Below are 25354 nucleotides of genomic sequence, written 5' to 3'. Positions count from 1 at the left end.
AGGAAGAGAAAATGCAACTGGCAACTCCCCCGATAGAGACCTGCTATGGCCCGGTCAGCGCCAACGTGATGGCGCGCGCCAGCCGGATCCGTCTGCTGATCTGCGACGTCGATGGCGTGATGTCCGACGGCGTGATCTACATGGGGAACAATGGCGAAGAGCTGAAGGCATTCAACGTGCGGGATGGTTACGGCGTCCGCTGCCTGCTGACCTCCGATGTGGAAGTGGCTATTATTACCGGCCGCAATGCCCGACTGATGGAAGATCGCTGTAAAACGCTCGGCATTCGCCATCTTTATCAGGGACAATCGGATAAGCTTTTGGCCTATCGTGAACTTCTGGATAAACTGTCCCTTTCCGACGACCAGGTCGCCTACATAGGTGACGATCTGATTGACTGGCCGGTTATGGCGAAAGTGGGATTAAGCGTGGCAGTCGCGGATGCTCATCCGATTCTGCTGCCGCGCGCGCACTATGTCACGCGGATCGCTGGCGGACGCGGCGCGGTGCGTGAAGTATGTGATCTGATCTTAATGGCGCAGAACAAATTTGAGGATGCCAAAGGGCAATCAGTATGAGTAAAAGCAGGCGTTGGATAACGCTGATTCTGACCTTGATTGCACTGGTTTTGATCGGCTGGAATCTTACTAACCAGGATGACGATGGCACGCCTGTCGGCAATGGCACACAGTCGCCGACCTATACCAGTGCCGATTCGCACACTGTGGTTTATAACCCGCAGGGCGCGCTCTCCTATAAACTGACCTCGGACAAAGTGACCTATTTTTCGGACGACGAACTGAGCTGGTTCGAGAACCCGGTGATGACCACCTTTGATGAGAACAAAATTCCGACCTGGTCGCTACGGGCAGATAAAGCAAAGCTCACCAAAGATCGTATGCTTTATCTTTATGGCCATGTTGAGCTGAATACCCTGACGCAGGACTCTCAGCTTGAGCGCATCAAAACCGATAATGCGCAGATCAATCTTGTCACTCAGGATGTTACCTCTGATGATCAGGTGACATTGTATGGCCGCAGCTTTAACTCCACTGGCATGAAAATGCGCGGCAATTTACGGACGAAAAACGCCGAGTTAATCGAGAAGGTCAAAACCTCTTATGAAATTCAAAATGAACAAAAATAGTTTGAAGATCCTGCTGGCCTCGGTACTGCTGGCAACCAGCGTGCCGGCGCTGGCCCTGACCGGTGACTCGGACAAGCCCGTAAACATTGACTCGCAGAATCAGGCGCTGGATTTGCAGGGCAACGTTGCGACCTTTACCGGCAATGTCATCGTGACCCAGGGATCAATCAAAATCACGGCTGATAAAGTCGTGGTGACCCGTCCGGGCGGCGACAGCAAGAAAACCATCGTTGACGCCTACGGCAACCCCGCCACCTTTTATCAGATGCAGGACAGCGGCAAGCCGGTGCAGGGCCACGCCGCTAAACTGCACTACGAACTGGCGAACGATTTCGTTGAACTGACCGGCAATGCGTTTATCGAGCAGCAGGACAGCAACATCAAAGGCGACCGTATTACCTACCTGGTGAAAGAGCAGAAAATGCAGGCTTACAGCCAGGGCCAGAACAAGCGCGTGACCACCGTTCTGGTGCCGTCGCAGCTTCAGGATAAAGGTTCGTCCACCAGCGGAAAGAAGAGTAACTGATAGCTATGGCCACATTAATCGCAGAAAACCTGGCGAAGGCATATAAGGGCCGTCGCGTGGTAGAAGATGTCAGTCTGCAGGTCAAGTCCGGCGAGATTGTCGGCCTGCTGGGCCCGAACGGTGCCGGTAAGACCACCACTTTTTACATGGTGGTGGGGATCGTGCCCCGCGACGCGGGTCGCATTGTCATTGATGATGAAGATATCAGCATCCTGCCACTGCATGCCCGCGCACGTCGCGGCATCGGCTATCTGCCGCAGGAAGCCTCTATTTTCCGTCGCCTCAGCGTCTACGATAACCTGATGGCCGTCCTGCAGATCCGCGACGATCTGACGGAAGAGCAGCGTCAGGATCGCGCCCGCGAACTGATGGAAGAGTTCCACATCGAACACCTGCGCGACAGCATGGGTCAGGCACTGTCGGGCGGTGAACGCCGTCGTGTCGAGATCGCGCGTGCGCTGGCGGCCAATCCTAAGTTTATCCTGCTGGATGAGCCTTTTGCCGGTGTTGACCCGATCTCCGTTATCGACATCAAAAAGATCATCGAGCATCTGCGTGACAGTGGCCTGGGCGTGCTGATCACCGACCACAACGTGCGTGAAACCTTAGCGGTCTGTGAGCGGGCTTACATCGTCAGCCAGGGTCACCTGATTGCGCACGGCACGCCGAACGAGATCCTGGCCGATGAGCAGGTGAAGCGGGTTTATTTGGGTGAAGAGTTCAGACTCTGATAAGGTGTCGTTAATTGTGATGTTTACCTGGGAACTATCATCCTGTCTATGAAGCAAGGTTTACAACTCAGGTTCAGCCAACAGCTGGCAATGACGCCACAACTGCAGCAGGCCATTCGTCTGCTGCAGCTCTCTACGCTTGAACTCCAGCAGGAGTTACAGCTTGCACTGGAAAGCAACCCGCTGCTTGAGCAGACCGAACTGCACGAAGAGATCGACGCCCGGGAATCGTCTGAGGCCGAGGCGCTGGACACCCGCGAAGCCCTTGAGCAGAAAGAGATGCCCGATGAGCTGCCGCTGGATGCCACCTGGGATGAGATCTACACGGCTGGCACGCCGTCTGGTACCGGCACCGATTATCAGGATGATGAGTTACCGGTTTATCAGGGCGAAACCACTCAGTCTCTGCAGGATTATCTGATGTGGCAGGTCGGACTGACGCCATTCAGTGACACCGATCGCGCGATTGCGACCTCTATCGTCGACGCTATCGATGACACCGGGTATCTTACCGTTTCGCTTGAGGAGATCCTCGACGGCATCGGTAACGACGAACTGGAAGTGGACGAAGTGGAAGCGGTGCTGAAACGCATCCAGCGCTTCGATCCGATCGGCGTCGGCGCGCGCGACCTGCGTGACTGCCTGCTGGTACAGCTTTCGCAGTATGCGCCCGAAACCCCGATGCTGGCAGAGGCGCGTCTGATCGTCAGCGAACATCTCGACCTGCTGGCTAATCACGATTTCCGCAGCCTGATGCGGGTCACGCGCCTTAAAGAAGAGGTGCTGAAAGAGGCGATGCTGCTGATTCAGTCGCTGGACCCGCGCCCGGGCCAGTCGATCAATACCGGCGAACCGGAATATGTGATTCCCGATGTACTGGTGCGCAAGGTCGGCAGCCGCTGGACGGTTGAACTTAACGCCGACAGTGTGCCGCGCCTCAGGATCAACCAGCACTACGCCGCAATGGGCGGCACCACGCGCAATGAGAGCGACAGCCAGTTTATTCGCAGTAATCTGCAGGAGGCGCGCTGGCTGATTAAGAGTCTGGAAAGCCGTAACGATACGCTGCTGAAAGTGACGCGCTGTATTGTTGAACAGCAGCAGGCGTTTTTCGAGCAGGGTGAAGAGTTTATGCGTCCGATGGTACTGGCCGATATCGCCCAGGCTGTTGAGATGCACGAGTCGACCATTTCCCGCGTGACAACGCAGAAGTATCTGCACAGCCCGCGGGGCATTTTCGAACTGAAGTACTTTTTCTCCAGCCATGTGAATACCGAGGGTGGCGGTGAAGCCTCTTCGACGGCGATCCGCGCGCTGGTGAAAAAATTAATTTCGGCGGAAAATCCAGCCAAACCCTTGAGCGACAGTAAACTGACCTCCATGTTATCTGATCAGGGGATTATGGTGGCACGGCGAACCGTCGCCAAATATCGTGAGTCTTTATCCATCCCGCCATCGAACCAGCGTAAACAGCTGGTTTGAAAGACATGAGAAGGAAGACCTATGCAGCTGAACCTGACCGGGCAACACGTTGAAATCACTCCGCCTCTGCGTGAGTTTGTCAGCGGTAAATTTGCCAAACTGGAACACTATTTTGAACATATCAATCAGGTCTATATTGTCCTGAAAGTTGAGAAAGTCACTCAGGTGGCTGACGCAACACTTCACGTAAATGGTGGCGAGCTGCACGCCACTTCGGAAGCAGAAGATATGTATGCGGCCATTGACGGGCTTATCGATAAGCTCGCCCGTCAGCTGACCAAACACAAAGATAAACTGAAAAAACACTAACCTTCACGCCAGCTACGCGCGCCTGCCGCGCAGAGCCGACAGGATGGGGCGGATAATCCGCCCCGTTTTGTCATCTGAGCAGAGGCGCCGTTTGTCTCCCGCGTCAGGACGCGCTGGCGGTGAATGGCCTGGTGAACTCGCAAGTGAAACGCTAATGAACAACGATCTTACACTGGAATTGAGCACGGTGCTTTCGCCAGACTGCACCCGCAGCGGCGTACACTGCCAGAGCAAAAAACGTGCGCTGGAAATCATCAGCGAACTGGCCGCTAAGCAGCTCAACCTGCCGCACCAGACGCTTTTCGAAGCGATCCTGACCCGTGAACGCATGGGCAGTACCGGTATCGGCAACGGCATCGCTATTCCTCACGGCAAGCTGGAAGAGGATACGCTGCGCGCGGTCGGGGTCTTTATCAGCCTCGAACAGCCGATTGCGTTTGATGCTGTCGATAACCAGCCGGTCGATCTGCTGTTTGCCCTGCTGGTGCCGGCTGACCAGTGCAAAACGCATCTGCACACCCTTTCACTGGTGGCAAAACGTCTGGCAGATAAAACGGTCTGCCGCCGTCTGCGCGCGGCGCAGAGTGATGAAGAGCTCTATGCCATTATTACGGAAATCCAGACAGAGCAGTAACGCGTCTTTACCGGCCGGTTGCCGGTTTTAAAACGGGAGAGAAGGTCATGGTGCTGATGATCGTTAGCGGTCGTTCAGGCTCGGGGAAGTCAGTGGCGCTCCGTGCGCTGGAAGATATGGGATTCTACTGCGTCGATAACCTGCCGGTCGTGCTGCTGCCGGAGTTAGCGAACTCGCTGGCCGATCGCAATATTTCGGCGGCGGTCAGTATCGATGTCCGCAACATGCCTGAATCCCCTGAAATTTTCGAAACCGCGCTGAATAATCTGCCTGACTCCTTTTCACCGCAGCTGCTGTTTCTCGACGCCGATCGCAATACCCTGATTCGTCGTTACAGCGATACACGCCGTCTGCACCCGCTCTCCAGCAAGAACCTGTCGCTGGAGAGCGCGATTGACGAAGAGAGCGATCTGCTGGAGCCGCTGCGTTCCCGGGCTGATCTGATTATCGACACCTCTGAGATGTCGGTGCATGAGCTGGCCGAGATGCTGCGTACCCGTCTGCTGGGCAAGCGTGAACGTGAGCTGACCATGGTGTTCGAATCCTTTGGCTTCAAACATGGCATCCCTATTGATGCGGACTACGTGTTTGACGTGCGCTTTCTGCCCAATCCCCACTGGGATCCCAAGCTGCGGCCAATGACGGGCCTCGACCGTCCGGTGGCGGCCTTCCTCGATCGCCATACCGAAGTGCACAATTTTATCTACCAGACGCGCAGCTATTTAGAACTCTGGCTGCCGATGCTGGAAACCAATAACCGTAGCTATCTTACCGTGGCGATTGGCTGTACCGGCGGCAAACATCGCTCCGTCTATATCGCCGAGCAGCTGGCCGATTACTTCCGTTCACGCGGTAAGAATGTACAGTCACGCCATCGCACGCTGGAAAAGCGCAAATCATGACCGTCAGACAAACTGTAGAAATCAAAAATAAGCTGGGTATGCACGCCCGTCCGGCAATGAAGCTCTTTGAGCTGGTGCAGAGCTTTGACGCCGAAGTCCTGCTGCGCAACGAAGCGGGCACCGAAGCCGAAGCCAGCAGCGTGATCGCGCTGCTGATGCTCGATTCAGCAAAAGGCGGGCACATTGAGATCGAAGCCAGCGGCCCGGAAGAGGTTCCGGCGCTGGCGGCGGTCATCGAACTGTTCGAAGCGGGCTTCGATGAAGATTAAGGCTCAGTTGAGCTGATTACGCTGTAAAAAGCCCTCTCCGCCCAGCTGGCGCATCTGGCGCAGGATCCACTGCTGGCGCTCTCTGATATAGCCGGAGGGGGCCGCCGCACGATAGCGAATCGGATTAGGCAACACCGCCGCCAGTAACGCTGCGTCTGCCGCAGTCAGCCGGCTGGCTGGCTTGTGGAAGTAGCGCTGCGCCGCCGCCTCAACGCCAAAAATCCCTGGCCCGAACTCGGCAATGTTGAGATAGACGGTCAGAATGCGCCGTTTCGTCCAGACCGTTTCCAGCCCCACCGTCAGACCCGCTTCCAGACCTTTTCGTATCCAGCTGCGTCCATCCCACAGGAAGAGGTTTTTCGCCGTCTGTTGTGACAGCGTGGAGGCACCGCGCATCTGGCTCTCCTTCTTATCCAGCACCGACTCAATCGCTGCCACATCAAAACCCCAGTGAGTGGGGAACTTCTGATCTTCAGAGGCGATGACGGCCAGCCCCATCCAGGGCGAGATCTCATCATGGCCGACCCAGTCTGAATGAGCGACATAGCTAAAATCACCGCGCAGCCAGGCCCCGATCTGCCGTTCCGCCATCACTGCGGAGAACGGAACCGGCAGGAAGGCAAAGAGTAATATTCCCGCCAGCCAGAGCCCCAGCCAGACCAGCGCAATTCGGCCCGCGATCCGCCTGATACGCTGCCCGACGCTTCCTTTATGCTTCTTCATGCAATCTTCCCATACCTGTTTCAGACGTTAATCAATCACACATGTAATCACTACCCCGGAGACGGGCTTTTTACGAATTTTGTTAGAATTCAGCCGACAGTTTCCAGACTTTATTCAGTCATTTTGCATCAAAATGCTGCAACAGTTCGAAATAGTTCAAGGACTTCCGGCAAAAAGGAATCGGTTCCATTCATCCTGACCCGGCACCTGCTTTCCAGATAAACAGTTAATAATGGGTAATAAGCGCCGGTTAAAATCATTCAATCCTCTTAACTTTTATTTTTTTCCGATTCCATCACGGTCTATATATTAATCAGAATTATCGTTATAACGTTTAAATAAACAGCGCTAAACGGAAGGAGTCATCTTTGCGCTGGCCCTGGTTTCGCTCAGTAATTGTACTTAAGCCATGCGGATAAAAAGAGAAAGCGGCAGATTCATATTTACCATTCCGGATTGTTTTGGATTATTCGTGTCATTTCAGGGTGCTTGCTTGCAATATCAGCGTCTTAGCCGTACCGGTGGCATCGCTGTTAACGGCGACGTCACCGGCAGCATCCGCGCCCCACTCCCCTCTCACAGGCGCGTTAAAACTACCCGAAAAAGGGCAGAAATGGCTATTTTTTCAGCAATGCAGCACGTAAATTGATTCCTTACTTGACTGTGTTGCCAAATTAATGTTTTCTGTATTTAAACGCTGCTCAATATCACAATTTTTAATGAATCTTGTCGCATGTGAAGAGGGATTTGCTAAGGTGATGACAGTGTTAACCAATACCCTGCGGCTGCATTAATTATTCAGATCATAGCGGCCGCAATGATTTCCATGGTGTTGGCGCAGTATTCGCGCACCCCGGCCTCGGCTGGGGTCATTTTTTTCTGGCGTATCAGCGTTCCTGTTCTGCCACCCAGTCGCGCAATACCTGCACATCGTGTCGCCACTCGTGCTTCAGCTCATCAATCCACTCCGTCACGTTGTCCCACCACGCCGGCAGCTCCGGACTCTGAATCTGTTTCGCCAGCATCTGTAAACGCTGCAGCCCGACTGAACCCGCCGCGCCTTTGATTTTATGCCCCTCTTCAGCAATCCCCTTCTGATCCCGCGCCATCAGGTTGGATTCCAGCACGGCCAGGTAATCCGGCATCATTTTTTCGAACATCGTCAGGCTCTGGGTGATCAGGCCAGGGCCAACCAGCTCGATATACTGTTCAAGCATCGCGACATCCAGCAGCATCAGGGTTTTATCATCGCGCCCGGCAGAGGTCTCCTCTTCCGGTTCAGACTGATAATCCCAGTACTTTTTGATCATCGCCGTCAGTGCCGGAACCGCCAGAGGCTTGCTGAGCACATCATCCATGCCCGCGTCGAAATACTCTTTTTTGTCTTTGAGGACGTTTGCGGTGAGCGCCACCAGCGGAGGCAGATGGGTTCCCTGATACTGCTGGCGAATGGCCCGCGAGACATCCAGCCCGGTCATATCCGGCAGCTGAATGTCCAGCAGCACCAGATCAAACTCCAGCGGGTCAAACATCGCCAGCGCCGCCTGGCCGGTCATGGCGACCTCGACGCTGCAGCCCAGCTTCTCCAGAACCGAACGTGCCACAATCACATTCAGCTCAATATCTTCAACCAGCAGGACGTGCAGGGCCGGTAGCGGCAGGCTGTCCTCCACGCCTTCGTTTTCCACCTCTTCCGCAATGCGCGGCGCGTGGATCTCGACGGTAAAGCAGGAGCCCTGCCCTGGCGCGCTGTGAACACGGATATCGCCGCCCATCGCCTGCGCCAGGCGGCGGGACACCGCCAGCCCGATGCCGGTGCCGGTCGCCGGTTTACCGCCATGCTGATCTTTAACCTGATAGTACATTGCAAAGATCTTGTCCTGCTCATCCTGCGGGATCCCCATGCCGGAGTCCTGAACCTCGAAGCGCAGCGTCTCATCCTGCTCATAGGTGACCCGCACAAGGATCTCCCCCTGCTGGGTAAACTTCACCGCGTTGCCAATCAGGTTCCACAGAATCTGACGAAGACGGGTGCCGTCGGTAGCGATCATGTGTGGCAGCGGCAGCTGCGGCGCGAGCACAAACTTCAGCCCTTTAGGCTGTGCCAGCAGGCCGGAGAGATTCTCTAAATCGGCGAGGAAGCCGGTAAAATCGAGCGGCTGATTATCCAGCTGCACCTTACGCCGTTCGATCTTGTCCACCTCAATCACATCGTTGAAGATGTTGCCCAGCGTGATGGCCGAGACATGGATGGTTTTCAGGTATTTCAGCTGCTCCTGATTCAGATCGGTGTCCAGCAGAATCCGGCTCAGGCCGACAATGCCATTAAGCGGCGTACGAAGCTCGTGGCTGATCGTTGAGATAAAGGTGGTCTTTTCCCGGCTGGCGTTCTCTAACGCGTCCTGATAGCGCTTACGCTCGGTTATATCGCGACCAAAGCCCATCAGCCCGCTGCGCTTACCGACGCGGTCATAATAGGGCACTTTACGGATCTCAAAACAGGCTTTGCGGCCGTCGGGATATTGCAGCCACTGTTCATAGGTCAGCGAGACGTTGTGGCGGAACACTTTCTCATCCGTCTCCAGGACCTTGGTCGCCGCTTCATCATCGTAGATGTCACGCGGCGTCAGGCCAATCAGCTGTTTTTCGCTTTTGCCGGTCAGCAGCTCCATCGCCCGATTACAGCCAGAGAACTGTTTATCGATGTTGCGATAGAACACCAGGTCTGGCGAGGCATCCAGGAAGGAGCGCAGAAAAGAGGATTGCTGTTCCAGCTCGATCTGCGCCTGTTCACGGCGCGTCACCTCCTCACGCAGCTTATCCATCACCTGTTCGCGCGCCAGCTCCGCTTTTTTACGGTCGCTGATCTCCTGATTCAGCTGCGTGATGGTCTCTTTCATCTGCTGGTTGAGTTCCAGATCGCGGGTACGCATCTCCTCCAGCTTATCCACCAGCCGGGCCAGCCGCTGCCGCGACTCCTCCAGCTGGTCGACCACCACTGACAGGAAATAGACCGCCCAGGGCGTGATCAGCAGCCCGAAGAAGACCGAACGCACCACGTCGATGCTCTCAACATGACCCCGCAGTACCATCGTGACCGCCATCTGGACAATCATCGCCAGCACCACCAGCGCCGACGCCAGCAGCAGCGAGAACCGCACCAGTCCCAGCTTGACCATCAAATCAACGTAGTACTGCGCCAACAGACGAATTTGCTTCATACCCACTCCCTGAAAGAGAAACCGCCTCACTATAACGCAGATGGCCCGACAACGTCGCAGCCCGTCACGCGAAGATCCGGACGCAGATGCGCCATTATGGTGCATCCGCACGACCGTTCGGCGACGTTAAGGACAAAACGGTTAAAACCCTTGACTGATTGTGCCAAATGAATAATCTGTAAAGCCGCCAGCGAATCTCAGATTTCTCTGTACGGCCTTTTTTCAATATCCTGGCAACGTTCTGTTGCGCAGGCCCATCCCGTTTATATGAATACCCATTCATCTTTAGTGATGTTTTAAGCACATCTATGCTGATTAATTTTTCTTATAACCCGGCGCAGTTTCATTCAAAAAGGCGGACATAAGAAAAACAGATACATGCTATGTATCATCTGTGCTGAACAGCATTTAATGCTGTTTATCCCACTCTCACCAGCATTGTGCAGAGATCTGATGCCTGCCCTACAGTGAGTCAGTTCACATTTATCGGCCGATCGCCGGGTGCCAGAGTGACACATTTTAAACCTTAAAAATCATATTATTCATTAACTTAAACCCATAAAACGTCTGATTAGCCCGCCTGACCGCCCTATTTGACCTGATTACGCTTTCCCGATAAGTTGGAAATCCGCTGAAAGCTTTCCAGACGGGTCATTGTCTCGGCATATCTATGCAACAAGAAGACTCCCGCGTGGTTTAAGTCATCTCCTTTACGAGACCGGAAATCAGAGCAGCTCATTAAAAGACGTTTTACCGATGTCTGGAGAGAAATGCTCAGGGCTATGACGCGTGCTCGACAGATCATGGCGAGAAAAAAGAAGCTGCGCCCTGGTTGCGCTCAGACCCTGAAACAGTGCAGGTAATGTCAAAGCAGTTTAAGGAGACCCTCAATGTCCACTAAAAAACCTCAATCCTATGGCTTGTATGATCCGACAGCAGGCAGTGACAGCTGTGGTGTAGGTTTCATTACGCGTAAGGACGGCGAGCAGACCCACGAGATCCTGCAGATGGCGCACAGCGCCCTGTGTACGGTGCCTCACCGCGGCGGAATGTCAGCAGAAGGCGTGGGTGACGGCGCGGGGGTCAACGTCGACCTGTCGCTGCATTTCTTCCGCAAAATTACCGGAGAGCCGCTGGAAGCGGGTCGCTTTGGCGTCGGCAACTTCTTTGTGCCGAAAGATGCAGAGCTGCGGGCAAATGCCGAGCGCCTGGTAGATGAGACGCTGAGCAGCTTTGGCCTGCCGGTCATCATGAAGCGTGATATGCCGCTGGACAGCAGCGTGACGCGCCCGGCCGCCGTGCAGTTCCAGTTACCGATTCTGCAGTGGATCTTCACTGCCCCGCAGGACGTGGTCGATCAGAATGACTTCGAACAACGCATCTATCGCGCCCTGTTAACGATTGAGGCCCGTGCATTTACCGAAAGCGAATTTGGCGGACTCTACCCGCTGTCGCTCTCCTCACGCACGCAGGTGTTTAAGGCGCGTCTGAATTCCAATGAAGTCATCCCTTACTTCAAAGATCTGACCGATCCCGATCATCAGGTGCGCGGACTGTTTTTCCATACCCGCTTCTCCACCAACACCGACCCCCACACCACGATGGCACAGCCCTTCCGTCTGATGGCGCACAACGGCGAGCTGAACACGGACCGTAAAAACCGCATCGCGGAAGCCGCGCTGGCGCTGGCCCGTGGTAAAAAAATCGTGCGACCAAAAGGCCAGTCCGACAGCTCACGGCTGGATCAGAGCATCCACAGCCGCCTGATGGAGGACAACCTCGATCTGATCACCGCCGTGGTCTCCATGATGCCGCCCGCCTGGGAGAATGACAGCGAGCTGTCGCCGGAAGTGCGCGCCATGCTGGAGTATTTCTCTCTGTACGAAGAGAAGAACGACGGCCCTGCTGCATTAATCTTCGGCAACGGCGAAGTGATTGGCGCACGCCTTGACCGCCTGGGTCTGCGTCCTCTGCGTTCCGTCGAAACGGCTGAGTATATTGGTGCGATGTCGGAAGCGGGCCAGATCGCCTTTCCACCGGAAAGCGTACTGCGTCGTGGCCGTATTGAAGCGGGCGGGATGCTCTATTTCGATCATCGTGAAAAACGCAGCTACACCACGCTGCAGGCGCTGGAAAAACTGGCTGCGGAAAAAGATTATCTGGCGCTGCTGCGTGAAGCCCGCGTCGGGCTGGATGACCTGCCCGAGATCCCGGCGGAGCAGCAGGGCTCACCGCTGCGCTATCGTGGCGATCTGAAAACCTATCAGCGTTTTGTGGCCTATTACTACAACCAGGAAAGCTTCAAGTTCATGATGGACCCGATGCTGAATACCGGTGCAGAGAAGATCTCTGCAATGGGTTACGGCAACGCCATCAATGGCTTATCCGACCACGAAGGCGGCATGGCGCACTACTTCTCGCAGCGTTTTGCACAGGTCACCAACCCGCCGCTGGACTCCATCCGCGAAGCGGACGGTATGACCCTGCGGGTGGCGCTGGGCGCGAAACCGCATCTGGGTCGCAGCAAAGGCCGTCAGATTGTGGTGCCAACGCCGATCCTCAGCCACCTGGATATGCTGCGCTTACGCGAGCAGACCATTGCGCCTTATGCCCGCTTTGAGATGCTTTATGAGCCGGTGGTCGGCAAAGATCTGCTGAGCATGACGGCGAACGCCAACGCGCTGGAAAAAGCGATCGATGACCTGGCGCAGCAGGTGGTGGATTTTGCCCGTTCCCAGGGCGGCATCGCCGTACTGACCGACCGCCACATCTCCTCGAAACAGGCCGCCATTCCGATGCTGCTGGTGGTCTCTGCCATCAACCAGCGTCTGGTACAGGAAGGGCTGCGTCTGGATGTCTCGCTGGTAGTAGAAAGCGGTCAGAGCATCTCCTCGCACCATATCGCCGCGACCCTTGGCTTCGGTGCCTCCGCGATCTATCCGCTGGGCGTTCAGATGCGCGCAGAGGAGAAATATGGTGAAGGCGAGGAAGGCAACAAAGCCTTTAAACGCTATGCCAAAGCCGCCGAAAAAGCGCTGATGAAAACCATGGGCAAAGTGGGGCTCTGCACCGTGGAGAGCTACAGCTGCGGCGAATTCTTTGAGCCTAACTTCCTCAACACCGACGATCCGGTGCTGAAAAAGTATTTCCCGAACATTAAAACCCCGGTGGGCGGCGCAGGTTTCGCCACCATCGCCCAGATGGCGGTTGACTGGCATCAGAGCGCACTCAGAATTCAGGGTGAATCAGATGTGCCGCTGCTGGGCCTGTTTAAAGAGCGCGCGGAGGGAGCCGGTCACTCTTACGGCACCATCGCCGTGCGGACCTTTATCGACATGACCGAAGAGCCGATTCGCTTTGCCGACAAAGCCCGCGAAGAGGATAACTTCATCCGTCTGATGACGCTGGCCAAACTCGATAACGCATTTGGCATCAAGCCAGAGACGTTTAAAGACAGCAGCTTCGAGCGCATCCCGGATGAGGTCATCAACAATTTTGCCATCACGGCCGATTACCGTCAGTTCTCAAGCCTGATGTATGAAGAGCGTAAACGTCGCCCGGCGGCGCTGCGCGACATCCTGACCTTCCCGGCTGACCTGACCCATATCGACAGCGAAGCGGAGTTCCGCCGCAAGCTGGGTCGCTACTCACTGACGAATAATGGCTTTGCCATTCGTGGCATGGAGTGTGAGGCGGTGGATGGCAGCCTGAACCACTTTATGCTGCGTCTGACCGACGCCATTGAGGGGCTGAAACCTGAAAGCGAACGTCTGCAGAATCTCTCCCGCGCCCTGAAATCGCGCTTCGGCGACGACATCGAGAGCAGCGAGGTGGTCAGCGGCGGTCTGAAAGTCACCGCCTATGGCAAAGCAGCAGATTATCTGTCCCGTATTTTCACGACCCTGCCCTCACTGCAGCTGAGCGAAGTGCAGCCAGCCTGTGAAATTACCCGTACCTTTGCTTCCGGGGCAATGAGCCACGGCGCGCTGGTCGCACCGGCGCATGAAGCAGTCGCCCACGGCACCAACATGGTTGGTGGCATGAGTAACTGCGGTGAAGGGGGTGAACACTACTCGCGTCACGGCACCATCCGCGCCTCACGCATCAAGCAGCTGGCGTCGGGCCGTTTCGGCGTCTGGGCCGCCTATCTGGCCGATCCGATGCTGGAAGAGCTGGAGATCAAAATCGGTCAGGGCGCGAAGCCTGGCGAAGGCGGCCAGTTACCGGCCGCCAAAGTCACCGTCGAGATTGCAGCGGCGCGTGGCGGCACGCCTGGCGTCGAGCTGGTCTCGCCGCCGCCGCATCACGATACCTATTCGATCGAAGATCTGGCGCAGCTGATCCACGACTGCAAGGCCGCGCGGGTGCGCGTGATCGTGAAGCTGGTTTCGTCAGAAGGGATCGGCACCATCGCGGTCGGCGTGGCGAAAGCGGGCGCTGACGTAATCAACGTCGCGGGTAACACCGGCGGCACCGGCGCTGCCTCGGTGACCAGCCTGAAATATACCGGACGTGTGGCGGAAATCGGCATCGCCGAAGTCCACCAGGCGCTATGTGCAAACGGGCTGCGCGAGAAAGTACAGCTGCGCTGCTCAGGCGCGCAACAGACCGGCAGCGACGTAGTGAAATCGGCGCTGCTGGGCGGCGACAGCTTCGAGTTCGGCACCACCGCGCTGATGATGCTGAAATGCGTGATGGCAAAAAACTGCAACGTGAAATGCCCGGCCGGGTTAACCACCAATGCCGAAGCCTTTGATGGCGATCCCCGTCAGCTGGCGCAATATTTCCTCAACGTGGCGCATGAAGTGCGTGAGATCCTGGCGCGCATGGGCCTGCGTTCGCTGCGTGAAGCACGCGGCCGCGCCGACCTGCTGCACCTGATGGATCACCCGCTGGAGGTGGGTAAACTCGACCTGCGCGCCATGCTCACTGTGGTACCAGAGCTGAAAATCGACAAGCCGGTCTACCTGGAAAAAGATTTTGAGCTGGATGATGGCTGGATTGAGCAGCTGAAGCTGTCGCTGGTGGAACAGGGTAATCCTGACGTCGCCCTGGGTGACAACATCGTGCTGAATAACCGTAACAAAAGCGTGGGTGGTCAGCTGGCGATCGATATCGAACGCATGCTGAATCATCAGCTGACACCGGCGCAGTTGCAGGCGATGCCTGCCGTTCTCACCGACGATCGCGGCCGCCGCTATCTGGCGCCTGAGAGCGTGAAAATCGCGACCACCGGATCTGCCGGTCAGTCATTTGGCGCCTTCTGCAACGATGGCATGCAGATGACGCATTATGGCACCTGTAACGATGGCGTCGGCAAAGGACAGTGTGGCGGTGAGCTGATCGTGATGTCACCTGGCGGCGGCGCACAGGATAGCGATGGCAACGTGCTGATCGGTAACTTTGCGCTGTTCGGCGCGACCGGCGGACGTCTGTTCGTGCAGGGCCAGGCGGGAGACCGTTTCGCGGTGCGTAACTCTGGTGCCACGGCGGTTGTTGAAGGCGTCGGTGACTTCTGCTGCGAATATATGACCAACGGTGCCATCCTCAACCTGGGAACCTTCGGTAAAGGATTTGGTAACGGCATGAGCGGTGGCTTTGCCTACCAGTACGATCCCTACGGCACGCTGGCCAGCCATGCAGCCGGTGATTCCGTGCAGTTCGGCTCAATTGCCGATCAGGACGAGATGGCCCAGGTACACAAGCAGGCGGTGCTGACCATGCTGAACTGGCATCTGGCGGCTACCGGCTCACCACGGGCCGCCTGGCTGCTGGAAAACTGGGAAACCGAATGTCACCACTTTGTTTACGTGATGCCGCGCTCACTGCTGCTCTACCAGGATGGCGGCGAGATCCTGAAGGCCAAAAGCCGCAAAGACCTGCTCGAAGAGCTGTCAACGGCGCTGGCGGCTCATCAGGTTGCGAAATTCAAAGCGGCCTGGCGTCAGGGTAAAACCATCGCTAACGGCGCCGTGCCAGCCTATGGCGCGACCGACACGCTGGAGATGTTTGTCCTGCTGAATAACTATACCGTGCTGAGCTTTGCCCAGCAGCTGGCCCTGGCGAAGCTGCCAAAAGGCACGCCGGTTGAAGATCCCGCGGTCGAAAAGGCGGTGCGCAATCTGCTGATGACTGAAGACTTTGCGCTGGTCAGCAAGCTGCAGCGTCATGCCCGTTCCGCCATCGAAAGTTACAGCGATGATGAACTGGCCAGCCTGATCGGCTCCAAGCGTATGTCAGATTACAAAGCAGCCCTGACACAGCGTAACATCCGTTCGATGGACAGCCTGGCGACCTATGGCTGGATCATGTATCAGGATGCCTGTAACCGGGAGGTGCTGGGCCACCTGCCGGACTTTGAAGAGCTGTTTGCGCGTGCGGCACTGCCGGAAATCGCAGCGGCAGTGGGTAAACTCTCCTGACCCTGACAGGGTTCAGGCGGAACTGAATATTATTAATGGTCATTGCCCGGGTTAATCGTTGTACCGGACAGAAGCAGAACCGCTCTCCCCTGCTGTAAATGCTGCAGCGCGGGAAAGCGGAACCGCTTTCACACCGGATAACGCCACTGATAACGGGCGAGAACGGGATTGAGTAAAAGTACCCATGAAAATTCCTTATATTCCAGAAGATGCACCTTTCAATGGCGATCAGAAGTACTGGCTGGCTGGCTTTCTTGCCGGCCTTCACTCCCGTCTGCTGGTGTTAGAAGACAAACAGCAACCTGCCGCAGGAACGGGCGCCGCTGCCACCACGCAACTGCATATCCTTTACGGTTCACAGACCGGTAACGCTGAGGCGCTGGCGCAGACCGCAGCGAAATCTGCTCGCGCGAAAGGTCTGGTGCCGGTGGTTCAGGCGCTGGGCGATGTCGACCTCGACGTGTTCGCCACCATGCGTCACGTCCTGATCGTTACCTCAACCTATGGCGAGGGCGAAATGCCGGACAACGCGCAGCTGTTCTGGGACGCGATCTCGGCCAGTACCGCACCGCGTCTGGAGCAGATGCACTTCGCCGTGCTGGCGATTGGTGACACCGGCTACGACGGCTTCTGCCAGGCGGGTAAGTTTATCGATATGCGCCTGGAGCAGCTGGGCGCGAAACGCGTGGTCGATCGTATCGACTGCGACATCGACTACGAAGAGCCTTCCAGCAAGTGGCTGAACAGCTCCATGCCACAGTTCGCCGCCAGCGCGGGCAGCAGCGGCACCGTGCTGGAAAGCGCGCCGGAAGCGCCGGTGATCCCGGGCAGCAACAAATCGAATCCGTATGCCGCGGCGCTGATCACCAATAAACGCCTGTCAGGTGAGCAGTCGGCCAAAGATATCCGTCATTTCGAGTTTGACCTCGCTGGCAGCGGCCTGAAATATGAAGCGGGTGATGCGCTGGGTGTCATCCCGGTCAACGAGCCGTCGCTGGTCAGCCTGCTGCTGACGCAGCTTAACGCTGACTACCAGACGCCGGTGCCGGGCTTTGACCGCAGCCTGGGTGACCTGCTGACCTATCAGTTCGAGATCTCCGAGCCGTCGCGCAAGTTAATCGAATGGGTCGGTCAGAACACCACAAACCAGGAGCTGCGCCATGTGTTGCAGCATGATGATAAAGATGCGCTGGGCGTCTGGCTGTGGGGCAAAGATACCCTGGATCTGCTGCAGCTGGAGCTGACACGCACGCTGTCGGTGCCTGAGTTTGTGGCCCTGCTGCGTCCGCTGCAGCATCGCGCCTATTCAATCTCCTCCAGCTCGAAAGCGCATCCTGATCAGGTTCACCTGACCGTGGCTTCCGTGCGTTATCACAGCGGTGGCCGTAATCGCGGTGGCGTCTGCTCGACCTATCTGGCCGAGCGCGTGCGTCGCGGCGAGAAGCCTGCCATCTTTATCTCACCTAACAAAGCCTTCCGCGTACCGGCTAACAACAGCGCGCCGCTGATCATGGTGGGACCGGGCACCGGCATCGCGCCATTCCGCGCCTTCCTGCAGGAGCGCCAGGCCACCGGCGCACAGGGCAAAAACTGGCTGTTCTTCGGCGATCAGCATCAGGAACATGACTTTATCTATCAGGATGAGTTACTGGCCTGGCGCGACAGCGGCCTGCTGACCCGTCTGGACCTGGCGTTCTCACGCGATCAGGAGAAGAAGATCTATGTGCAGAGCCGGATGCTGGAGCAGGGTGCCGAGCTCTACGCCTGGCTGCAGGAAGGGGCATACTTCTATGTCTGTGGCGATGCCTCGCGCATGGCGAAGGATGTGGATAACGCACTGTATGAAGTGGTCCGGCAGTTTGGCGGGCTCTCTACCGAGCGTGCGGCGGACTATGTCGATCAGCTGAAAAAGGAAAAACGCTACCTGCGCGACGTCTATTAATCGCAGCGGTTTGTGGAGAAAATCCGGCTTGCGCAGGCAGCCGGATTTTTTTATGGCTGGCAGGCAAAAAAATACCCGCCGGTCAGCGGGTATTCACGATGCGAATATGACTATTTCACGACGCGCAGTGAAGGTCGTCCGCCACGCGGCGGTGGATCGTCATCAGGCGGTGTCTCGTCATCGCTGGCATCGTCAGGACGATCGCCATCAATCACGGACATCATGGTCTCTTCCTGCCCTTCTGACGTCTCCTGCGTACCCAGCTCGTAAGCCGGTTCCGGTTCAAACATCGTTCCGGCGCCGTTTTCACGCGCATAGATAGCCAGAATCGCCGCCATCGGCACATTAACCTGGCGCGGAACGCCGCCGAAGCGGGCGTTAAACGACACCTGATCGTTGGCCAGGTCGAGGTTGCCCACGGCGCGTGGCGCGATGTTCAGAACGATCTGTCCATCACGCGCATACTCCAGCGGCACCTGCACACCCGGCAGATTGATGTCGACCACCAGATGCGGCGTCAGCTGGTTGTCGAGCAGCCAGTCATAGAAGGCGCGCAGCAGATAGGGACGACGTGCAGTAAGTTGCGACATTTCCATACGTTAAGCCCGGGCTTGCAGGCGCATTTCACGTTCAGCTTCAGTCAGTGAAGCGAGGAAAGAGTCACGCTCAAATACGCGGTTCATGTAACCTTTCAGCTCTTTCGAACCGGAGCCGATCAGATCGATGCCCATCGAAGGCAGACGCCATAACAGCGGAGCCAGGTAGCAATCCACCAGGCTGAACTCTTCGCTCATGAAGTAAGGCGTACGACCAAACAGGGGCGCGATGGCCAGCAGCTCTTCACGCAGTTGCTTGCGTGCGGCTTCCGCTTCCTGACCGCTGCTGTTCTCAACTTTACGCATCAGGCTGTACCAGTCCTGCTCGATGCGGTGCATCATCAGGCGGCTGTCACCACGGGCAACCGGATAAACCGGCATCAGAGGTGGATGCGGAAAACGCTCGTCCAGATATTCCATGATGATGCGTGATTCATACAGCGTCAGCTCACGATCTACCAGCGTTGGTACCGTGCGATACGGATTGAGGTCAATCAGATCCTGCGGCAGGTTATCCATTTCGACCTGCTCGATCTCTACGCTGACACCCTTTTCCGCCAGGACGATACGAACCTGGTGGCTGAAAATGTCAGTAGGACCAGAAAACAGCGTCATTACCGAACGTTTGTTGGCAGCGACAGCCATGAAAACCTCCAAGTTTGTTCACAAAAAGATACTGCGAATAGCCAACCACACGGCGACTCACTTGCCCATCGAACTCGCACGCAACCTGGTTAGCTGCGCCACAGATACTGATGCCCCGACAGTGGGGAGGCGCATAACGCACCGGCCTGCGGGCGCAAAGTGACACAGAGTCTACCAGATTTTAGGCTGCTTGTGGGCGTGGAATGAATCTTTGCAGGTAAATTGAGCGTGGGGTTACGGTTTTTGCGGTAACGCAGGCGGAGAACAGAAAATAAAAAACCCGCCGAAGCGGGTTTTTTGTGCCAACTGATGCAGCCGGAGCTGCAAACAATTAACGCTTGGAGAACTGAGGACGACGACGTGCTTTACGCAGGCCGACTTTCTTACGTTCAACCTGACGCGCATCACGCGTTACGAAGCCAGCTTTACGCAGCTCGCCACGCAGTGATTCGTCGTATTCCATCAGAGCGCGGGTGATACCGTGACGGATCGCACCAGCCTGACCAGAAATACCGCCACCTTTAACAGTGACATACAGATCGAATTTACCAACCAGGTCCAGCAGCTCAAGCGGCTGACGAACTACCATGCGGGCAGTTTCGCGGCCGAAGTACTGTTCCAGAGAACGTTGGTTAATTACGATGTTACCGCTACCCGGCTTAATGAATACGCGAGCGGTAGAGCTTTTGCGGCGACCAGTGCCGTAGTTTTGAGTTTCAGCCATTGCCTTTAATCCCGATTAAATGTCAAGAACTTGCGGTTGCTGTGCCGCATGGTTGTGCTCGTTGCCTGCGTAAACTTTCAGTTTACGGTACATAGCACGACCCAGCGGGCCCTTCGGCAGCATGCCTTTAACCGCGATCTCAATCACACGCTCAGGACGGCGAGCAATCATCTCTTCAAAGGTCGCCTGTTTGATACCACCGATGTGGCCGGTGTGGTGATAGTAGATCTTGTCAGTACGCTTGTTGCCGGTAACAGCAACTTTGTCTGCGTTCAGGACGATGATGTAATCACCGGTATCAACATGCGGAGTGTACTCCGCTTTATGCTTACCACGCAGACGGCGCGCCAGTTCAGTCGCCAGGCGACCCAAAGTTTTGCCTGTTGCGTCAACTACAAACCAGTCACGTTGGACGGTTTCTGGTTTAGCTGTAAAAGTTTTCATCGAAAAGCTTACCCAAATTAAGTTACACGTTGGTGAAATCCCAAACGCTTAAGTAAACGAATGAGGCTCACACGACCATTTTGACCAGCAAGCCACCCCTTCGGATAGAGTTACTGGAACACAGAGGATTTGGGAAAAAAATCCTTTGCTGTAACGTGGGGTCGCAAGATTATAGAGAAGTCGATTACAAAAATCGAACCCTATTTCGGTATTTATCCTGATTATTCTCACGGCAGGTGCGGTAAACGCAGATACTCTTCGCTCTGCATCTCCTGAAGCCGGGACAGGCAGCGCTGGTACTCAAACTTCAGCCGCGTCCCCTGATAGATCTCGGTGATGGAGGTCTCTGCCGCCACGACCAGCTTCACATGCCGCTCATAGAACTCATCGACCAGCGCCAGGAAGCGGCGCGCCTGATCCTCTGTTTTGTAAATCATCACCGGGACATCATAGAGCAGCACGCTGTGAAAACGGCGCGACAATGCGATGTAGTCATGCTGGCTGCGCCCTTCCCCGCACAAGGTTGTGAATTTAATCGCCAGCACGCCGTCGCTGACGCCCAGGGTTGGCATCTGGCGGTGATTGATTTCCAGCACCGGTGCCGCCTCAGGCTCACTGCCGGACAGCGCGTTAAACATCCGGGTCATTTCGGCGTGGGTTTCACTGTTCAGCGGATAGTTCCAGAGATGCGCGGAGGTCAGCGTGCGCAGACGGTAGTCGATTCCGGCATCGACATTCATCACATCACAGTGCCGTTTGATCTGTTCAATCGCTGGCAGAAAGCGCGCGCGCTGCAGGCCATTGCGATAGAGATCGTCAGGCGGGATATTCGACGTCGCGACCAGGGCGATGCCACGTTCGAACAGGGCTTCCATCAGCGTGCCGAGCAGCATTGCATCGGTGATATCCGAGACAAAAAATTCATCAAAACAGAGGATGTCCGTTTCGGCTTTGAACCTGTCCGCGATGATCAGTAACGGGTCACTCTGCCCCTGAAGCTGGGTCAGCTCTTCATGCACCCGCAGCATAAAGCGGTGGAAGTGCAGGCGCAGTTTGCGATCGCCAGGAATAGACTGAAAAAAGAGATCCATGACCCAGGTTTTTCCGCGGCCGACACCGCCCCACATATAGAGTCCACGCACCGGCTCTGGCGTCTCGTTTTTCTCTTTGCCGATCAATTTTGACAGACGACCCAGCAGACCGGAGGCGGCTGGCGCGGCAGATTGCTGTCGGGCGACCAGCGCCTGCTGCAGCGCGTCTAAACGGGTAATGGCTTCGCGTTGTACGTCATCGGGCCTGAATTCGCCCTGCGACAGCGCCTGCTCATAGCGTGCAAGCGGAGTTGAGGTTTGCATTGTTGTTTCAAAGTCCCTGAATGGTGTCTGGTTCATACTACAGTTGCTGAAAAAAAGGCCGTTCTACACTAAGCCATGCTGCTCCGGAGTTCCACAACCATAAGATTAACGGGTATAGTGACTATTATTGAAATGGTGCAACGCCCTACGGAACAATGGAAATAACACGGGAGTCATTATGACCTGGGAATACGGGCTAATTGGTTTAGTGGTAGGTATTATTGTCGGCGCAGTCGCCATGCGTTTTGGCAACAGAAAGCTGCGTGAGCAGCGCAGCATGCAGTACGAACTGGAAAAATCGAAGGCAGAGCTGGCCGATTATCGCGAAGAGCTGACCAACCACTTTGCGCAGAGCGCAGAGCTGCTGGATAACATGGCGCGTGACTATCGTCAGCTCTATCAGCACATGGCAAAAGGCTCAAATGACCTGCTGCCGAATCTGCCTGGCGAGAAAAATCCGTTTGCCTATCAGCTCACTGAGGCCGAGGCGGACAACGATCAGGCACCAGTGCAGATGCCGCGTGACTACTCTGAAGGCGCATCCGGTTTACTGCGTGGCGAACGTCCTGCCCGCGATTAATCTTTTTGGGGCGCAGCCTGTCTGCGCCCGCTCTGTTTGCGAACCCTGACCACAAACGACTGTCACACTCATTACTTCCTCCCACATTTTACAGCGAGAGCGTTGTAGCAATGAAAAAACAAGCACGCCTGTTTAGCGCATTAGCCTTGAGTATCGGGATGAGCCTTGCCGCCGCGCCGGGCGCGATGGCCACGCTGCCGGCACAGGTCGCGGATCAGCCGCTGCCGAGTCTGGCACCGATGCTGGAAAAAGTGTTACCTGCCGTGGTCAGCGTTCACGTTGAAGGCACCGATGCAGGTGCGCAGGCGCAGGATATTCCTGAGCCGCTGAAACGTTTCTTTGGTCAGATGCCTGGCGGCAACAGCCAGCCACAGCCTTTCGAGGGGCTGGGTTCTGGCGTGATCATTGATGCCGCCAAAGGCTATGTGCTGACCAATAACCATGTGGTGAATGGCGCAGATAAGATCAACGTCCAGTTGGGCGACGGCAGTGAATATGAAGCCAGACTCATCGGGCATGACGAGCAGACCGACATTGCACTGATCCAGATTCAGGGCGCGAAAAACCTCACGCAGGTGAAAGTCGCGGACTCTGACCAGCTGAAAGTCGGCGATTTCGCGGTGGCGATCGGCAACCCGTTTGGGCTGGGTCAGACGGCGACCTCCGGGATTATCTCGGCGCTGGGTCGCAGCGGCCTCAACCTGGAAGGCCTGGAAAACTTTATCCAGACCGATGCTGCGATTAACCGCGGTAACTCAGGCGGTGCGCTGGTGAACCTTAACGGCGAACTGATCGGCATCAACACGGCTATTCTCGCCTCCAGCGGCGGTAACATCGGCATCGGCTTTGCGATTCCGAGCGATATGGCGATGAACCTCGCGCAGCAGCTGATCAAATTTGGTGAAGTGAAGCGCGGTCAGCTGGGCATCAAAGGCACAGAAATGACGGCGGACATGGCCAAAGCGTTCAATGTCGATGCACAGCGCGGCGCGTTCGTCTCGGAAGTGTTGCCGCAGTCTGCCGCACAGAAAGCGGGCGTGAAGTCTGGCGATATCATTACCTCGATCAACGACAAGCCGATCACCAGCTTTGCGGAACTGCGCGTCAAAGTGGGCACTACGCCGCCAGGCGAACAGGTGAAGCTCGGCCTGCTGCGTGAAGGCAAACCCTTAACCGTGACCGTGACGCTGGAGCAGAGCGCGCAGACCACCGCCAGCGCACAGCTGATGTCACCGGCCCTTCAGGGCGCCACGCTGAGTGACGGACAGACCAAAACCGGCGATAAAGGCGTGAAGGTCGACACCATCGAAAAAGGCACGCCGGCGGAACAGGTTGGCCTGCAGAAAGATGATGTGATCATCGGCGTTAACCGCACCCGGGTGCAGACAATTGCTGAAATGCGCAAAATACTGGAAGGTAAACCACCGGTCCTGGCACTCAATGTAGTGCGCGGCGATGAAAGTATCTATCTGTTGTTGAGATAAACCTCGCATTACGGCGGACACAAGCGCGTGTGTGTCCGCCGCTCTCATGCTATTCTCCCCTGCGATCTCCCCTGGCGTGATTTAACACCATGTTTCTTAAACTTTTGCGTTCCGTGGTGCTGGGCCTGATTGTGGCGGGTATCTTACTCGCAGCACTGCCTGCACTGCGTATGGGCAGCGACGCCCTCTATAACCACGATAACATCAACGACGAAACACCCTTTAGCTTCAATCAGGGGGTGCGCCGCGCCGTGCCCGCCGTTGTCAACGTCTACAATCGCAGCGCGCACGGCAACAACAATCGTGGCATCACCACCCTGGGTTCCGGGGTGATCATGAATGCAAAAGGCTACATCCTGACCAATAAGCACGTCATCAATAATGCCGACCAGATTATCGTGGCGCTGCAGGATGGCCGTTTCTTTGAGGCGACGCTGGTCGGTTCCGATGGCATGACCGATCTGGCGGTGCTGAAAATTACCGCTTCCGGCCTGCCCGTGATTCCCATCAATCCAAACCGCCAGGCGCATATCGGGGATGTGGTGATGGCGATTGGCAACCCCTACAACCTCGGTCAGACGGTGACGCAGGGCATTATCAGTGCGACGGGCCGGGTGGGACTCAGTTCTTCAGGCCGGCAGAATTTCCTGCAGACGGATGCGTCAATCAATCAGGGTAACTCCGGCGGCGCGCTGATTAACTCGCTGGGCGAGCTGATGGGCATCAACACCCTGACCTTCGATAAAAGTAACGACGGCGAAACGCCGGAAGGGATAGGTTTCGCCATTCCTACCGTACTGGCCTCGAAAATCATGGATAAGCTGATCCGCGATGGCCGGGTGATCCGTGGCTATATCGGCATTACCGGACGCGAACTGCCGCCGCTGCATGGACAGGGCAGCAATCTGGACCGGGTTCAGGGCATTATTGTCAGTGGGGTGACGCCTGACGGGCCTGCGGACAAAGCCGGGATCCAGACCAACGATGTTCTGCTCAGCGTGAACGGCAAACCGGCCATCTCCGCACAGGAGACAATGGACCAGGTGGCAGAGATTCGCCCGGGTTCGGTGATTGATGTGCAGGTGCTGCGCAACGACCAGAAGCTGACGCTGCCGGTGACCATTCAGGAGTTTCCGGATAGCAGCAGCTAGCTGAACATCTGTGCCAGGTCAGGGATGACCCGGCCGGTCGCAAAGAAAGCCGCGATCCCTGGCGTTC

Annotated in this window: 21 protein-coding genes; 14 read left to right on the top strand and 7 right to left on the bottom strand. The window is 56.3% G+C overall.

The window, feature by feature from the left end:
* Positions 1-11: 11 nt before the first annotated feature.
* The 9 genes from kdsC (at position 12) to npr (ending at position 6000) form a co-directional block, all read left to right on the top strand.
* Positions 12-578 carry a 3-deoxy-manno-octulosonate-8-phosphatase KdsC gene (kdsC, locus tag AB1748_RS03840; RefSeq protein ID WP_367396020.1) on the top strand — a complete coding sequence of 189 codons (567 nt, stop codon included), beginning with the start codon at positions 12-14 and terminating at the stop codon, positions 576-578.
* A complete protein-coding gene (gene lptC, locus AB1748_RS03835; protein WP_111139600.1) occupies positions 575-1147 on the top strand; it encodes an LPS export ABC transporter periplasmic protein LptC in 573 nt (190 codons plus the stop codon). The genes kdsC and lptC overlap by 4 nt, the downstream gene beginning before the upstream one ends.
* The gene (lptA, locus tag AB1748_RS03830) at positions 1122-1673 is read left to right on the top strand and encodes a lipopolysaccharide ABC transporter substrate-binding protein LptA (protein ID WP_367396019.1); all 552 of its coding nucleotides are present in this window, start codon (positions 1122-1124) and stop codon (positions 1671-1673) included. Before lptC ends, lptA begins: the two co-directional genes overlap by 26 nt.
* A 5-nt stretch (positions 1674-1678) precedes the next feature.
* Entirely contained in the window at positions 1679-2404 is a 726-nt protein-coding gene (gene lptB / locus AB1748_RS03825; protein WP_009092467.1) for an LPS export ABC transporter ATP-binding protein, read from the top strand.
* Positions 2405-2452: 48 nt separating this feature from the next.
* Positions 2453-3886 carry an RNA polymerase factor sigma-54 gene (rpoN, locus tag AB1748_RS03820; protein ID WP_111139602.1) on the top strand — a complete coding sequence of 478 codons (1434 nt, stop codon included), beginning with the start codon at positions 2453-2455 and terminating at the stop codon, positions 3884-3886.
* Positions 3887-3907: 21 nt separating this feature from the next.
* Positions 3908-4195, top strand: coding sequence for a ribosome hibernation promoting factor (gene hpf / locus AB1748_RS03815; protein ID WP_013359877.1), 288 nt, complete (start codon positions 3908-3910; stop codon positions 4193-4195).
* 154 nt (positions 4196-4349) lie between these two features.
* Positions 4350-4829, top strand: a complete 480-nt coding sequence (gene ptsN, locus AB1748_RS03810; RefSeq protein ID WP_008925405.1) for a PTS IIA-like nitrogen regulatory protein PtsN — start codon at positions 4350-4352, stop codon at positions 4827-4829.
* 47 nt (positions 4830-4876) lie between these two features.
* Positions 4877-5731, top strand: coding sequence for an RNase adapter RapZ (rapZ, locus tag AB1748_RS03805; RefSeq protein ID WP_111142246.1), 855 nt, complete (start codon positions 4877-4879; stop codon positions 5729-5731).
* A complete protein-coding gene (gene npr / locus AB1748_RS03800; protein ID WP_003851116.1) occupies positions 5728-6000 on the top strand; it encodes a PTS phosphocarrier protein NPr in 273 nt (90 codons plus the stop codon). Before rapZ ends, npr begins: the two co-directional genes overlap by 4 nt.
* Positions 6001-6003: 3 nt before the next feature.
* On the opposite strand, the gene mtgA is transcribed toward npr, so the two are convergent.
* Positions 6004-6723 (bottom strand): monofunctional biosynthetic peptidoglycan transglycosylase, encoded by a 720-nt coding sequence (gene mtgA / locus AB1748_RS03795; RefSeq protein ID WP_111142245.1) that lies wholly within the window; start codon positions 6721-6723, stop codon positions 6004-6006.
* A gap of 887 nt (positions 6724-7610) precedes the next feature.
* Entirely contained in the window at positions 7611-9944 is a 2334-nt protein-coding gene (gene arcB / locus AB1748_RS03790; protein ID WP_367396018.1) for an aerobic respiration two-component sensor histidine kinase ArcB, read from the bottom strand.
* 890 nt (positions 9945-10834) lie between these two features.
* Here arcB and AB1748_RS03785 point away from each other — a divergent pair.
* Entirely contained in the window at positions 10835-16366 is a 5532-nt protein-coding gene (locus AB1748_RS03785) for a glutamate synthase-related protein (RefSeq protein ID WP_367396017.1), read from the top strand.
* 184 nt (positions 16367-16550) lie between these two features.
* On the top strand, positions 16551-18308 hold the full coding sequence (locus AB1748_RS03780; protein ID WP_367396016.1) for a sulfite reductase subunit alpha: 1758 nt from the start codon (positions 16551-16553) through the stop codon (positions 18306-18308).
* Between the two features lie 110 nt (positions 18309-18418).
* On the opposite strand, the gene sspB is transcribed toward AB1748_RS03780, so the two are convergent.
* The 5 genes from sspB to zapE form a co-directional block, all read right to left on the bottom strand.
* The gene (gene sspB / locus AB1748_RS03775) at positions 18419-18904 is read right to left on the bottom strand and encodes a ClpXP protease specificity-enhancing factor (RefSeq protein ID WP_293774222.1); all 486 of its coding nucleotides are present in this window, start codon (positions 18902-18904) and stop codon (positions 18419-18421) included.
* 3 nt (positions 18905-18907) lie between these two features.
* The gene (gene sspA, locus AB1748_RS03770; protein WP_009092481.1) at positions 18908-19549 is read right to left on the bottom strand and encodes a stringent starvation protein SspA; all 642 of its coding nucleotides are present in this window, start codon (positions 19547-19549) and stop codon (positions 18908-18910) included.
* 331 nt (positions 19550-19880) lie between these two features.
* Positions 19881-20273: a 30S ribosomal protein S9 gene (gene rpsI, locus AB1748_RS03765; protein WP_008925401.1), complete on the bottom strand. Its 393-nt coding sequence runs from the start codon at positions 20271-20273 to the stop codon at positions 19881-19883.
* Positions 20274-20288: 15 nt separating this feature from the next.
* Positions 20289-20717 (bottom strand): 50S ribosomal protein L13, encoded by a 429-nt coding sequence (rplM, locus tag AB1748_RS03760; protein WP_111142167.1) that lies wholly within the window; start codon positions 20715-20717, stop codon positions 20289-20291.
* Positions 20718-20944: 227 nt separating this feature from the next.
* The gene (gene zapE, locus AB1748_RS03755; protein WP_367396015.1) at positions 20945-22072 is read right to left on the bottom strand and encodes a cell division protein ZapE; all 1128 of its coding nucleotides are present in this window, start codon (positions 22070-22072) and stop codon (positions 20945-20947) included.
* A gap of 178 nt (positions 22073-22250) precedes the next feature.
* On the opposite strand from zapE, the gene zapG reads away from it, so the two are divergent.
* From zapG to degS, 3 genes are all read left to right on the top strand, one after another.
* Positions 22251-22652, top strand: coding sequence for a Z-ring associated protein ZapG (gene zapG / locus AB1748_RS03750; protein ID WP_111142165.1), 402 nt, complete (start codon positions 22251-22253; stop codon positions 22650-22652).
* A 110-nt stretch (positions 22653-22762) separates the two neighbouring features.
* Entirely contained in the window at positions 22763-24136 is a 1374-nt protein-coding gene (gene degQ / locus AB1748_RS03745; protein WP_111142164.1) for a serine endoprotease DegQ, read from the top strand.
* An 89-nt stretch (positions 24137-24225) separates the two neighbouring features.
* Positions 24226-25287, top strand: coding sequence for an outer membrane-stress sensor serine endopeptidase DegS (gene degS / locus AB1748_RS03740; protein WP_111142163.1), 1062 nt, complete (start codon positions 24226-24228; stop codon positions 25285-25287).
* The last annotated feature ends 67 nt before the right edge of the window (positions 25288-25354 follow it).

The sequence above is a fragment of the Pantoea sp. Ep11b genome (assembly GCF_040783975.1).
In the GTDB taxonomy this organism is placed as follows: domain Bacteria; phylum Pseudomonadota; class Gammaproteobacteria; order Enterobacterales; family Enterobacteriaceae; genus Pantoea.
Note: the sequence above shows the minus strand (reverse complement) of the source record. Positions and strands in the feature narration are given on the sequence as shown.

Bases quoted from the DNA above. Each gene is read 5' to 3' on its own strand.
- AB1748_RS03785 (WP_367396017.1), top strand. From the start codon at position 10,835: ATGTCCACTAAAAAACCTCAATCCTATGGCTTGTATGATCCGACAGCA.
- rpsI (WP_008925401.1), bottom strand. From the start codon at position 20,273: ATGGCTGAAACTCAAAACTACGGCACTGGTCGCCGCAAAAGCTCTACC.
- sspB (WP_293774222.1), bottom strand. From the start codon at position 18,904: ATGGAAATGTCGCAACTTACTGCACGTCGTCCCTATCTGCTGCGCGCC.
- hpf (WP_013359877.1), top strand. From the start codon at position 3,908: ATGCAGCTGAACCTGACCGGGCAACACGTTGAAATCACTCCGCCTCTG.
- zapE (WP_367396015.1), bottom strand. From the start codon at position 22,072: ATGCAAACCTCAACTCCGCTTGCACGCTATGAGCAGGCGCTGTCGCAG.
- mtgA (WP_111142245.1), bottom strand. From the start codon at position 6,723: ATGAAGAAGCATAAAGGAAGCGTCGGGCAGCGTATCAGGCGGATCGCG.
- npr (WP_003851116.1), top strand. From the start codon at position 5,728: ATGACCGTCAGACAAACTGTAGAAATCAAAAATAAGCTGGGTATGCAC.
- arcB (WP_367396018.1), bottom strand. From the start codon at position 9,944: ATGAAGCAAATTCGTCTGTTGGCGCAGTACTACGTTGATTTGATGGTC.
- rpoN (WP_111139602.1), top strand. From the start codon at position 2,453: ATGAAGCAAGGTTTACAACTCAGGTTCAGCCAACAGCTGGCAATGACG.
- lptC (WP_111139600.1), top strand. From the start codon at position 575: ATGAGTAAAAGCAGGCGTTGGATAACGCTGATTCTGACCTTGATTGCA.
- ptsN (WP_008925405.1), top strand. From the start codon at position 4,350: ATGAACAACGATCTTACACTGGAATTGAGCACGGTGCTTTCGCCAGAC.
- AB1748_RS03780 (WP_367396016.1), top strand. From the start codon at position 16,551: ATGAAAATTCCTTATATTCCAGAAGATGCACCTTTCAATGGCGATCAG.
- kdsC (WP_367396020.1), top strand. From the start codon at position 12: ATGCAACTGGCAACTCCCCCGATAGAGACCTGCTATGGCCCGGTCAGC.
- zapG (WP_111142165.1), top strand. From the start codon at position 22,251: ATGACCTGGGAATACGGGCTAATTGGTTTAGTGGTAGGTATTATTGTC.
- degS (WP_111142163.1), top strand. From the start codon at position 24,226: ATGTTTCTTAAACTTTTGCGTTCCGTGGTGCTGGGCCTGATTGTGGCG.
- sspA (WP_009092481.1), bottom strand. From the start codon at position 19,549: ATGGCTGTCGCTGCCAACAAACGTTCGGTAATGACGCTGTTTTCTGGT.
- rapZ (WP_111142246.1), top strand. From the start codon at position 4,877: ATGGTGCTGATGATCGTTAGCGGTCGTTCAGGCTCGGGGAAGTCAGTG.
- lptB (WP_009092467.1), top strand. From the start codon at position 1,679: ATGGCCACATTAATCGCAGAAAACCTGGCGAAGGCATATAAGGGCCGT.
- lptA (WP_367396019.1), top strand. From the start codon at position 1,122: ATGAAATTCAAAATGAACAAAAATAGTTTGAAGATCCTGCTGGCCTCG.
- degQ (WP_111142164.1), top strand. From the start codon at position 22,763: ATGAAAAAACAAGCACGCCTGTTTAGCGCATTAGCCTTGAGTATCGGG.
- rplM (WP_111142167.1), bottom strand. From the start codon at position 20,717: ATGAAAACTTTTACAGCTAAACCAGAAACCGTCCAACGTGACTGGTTT.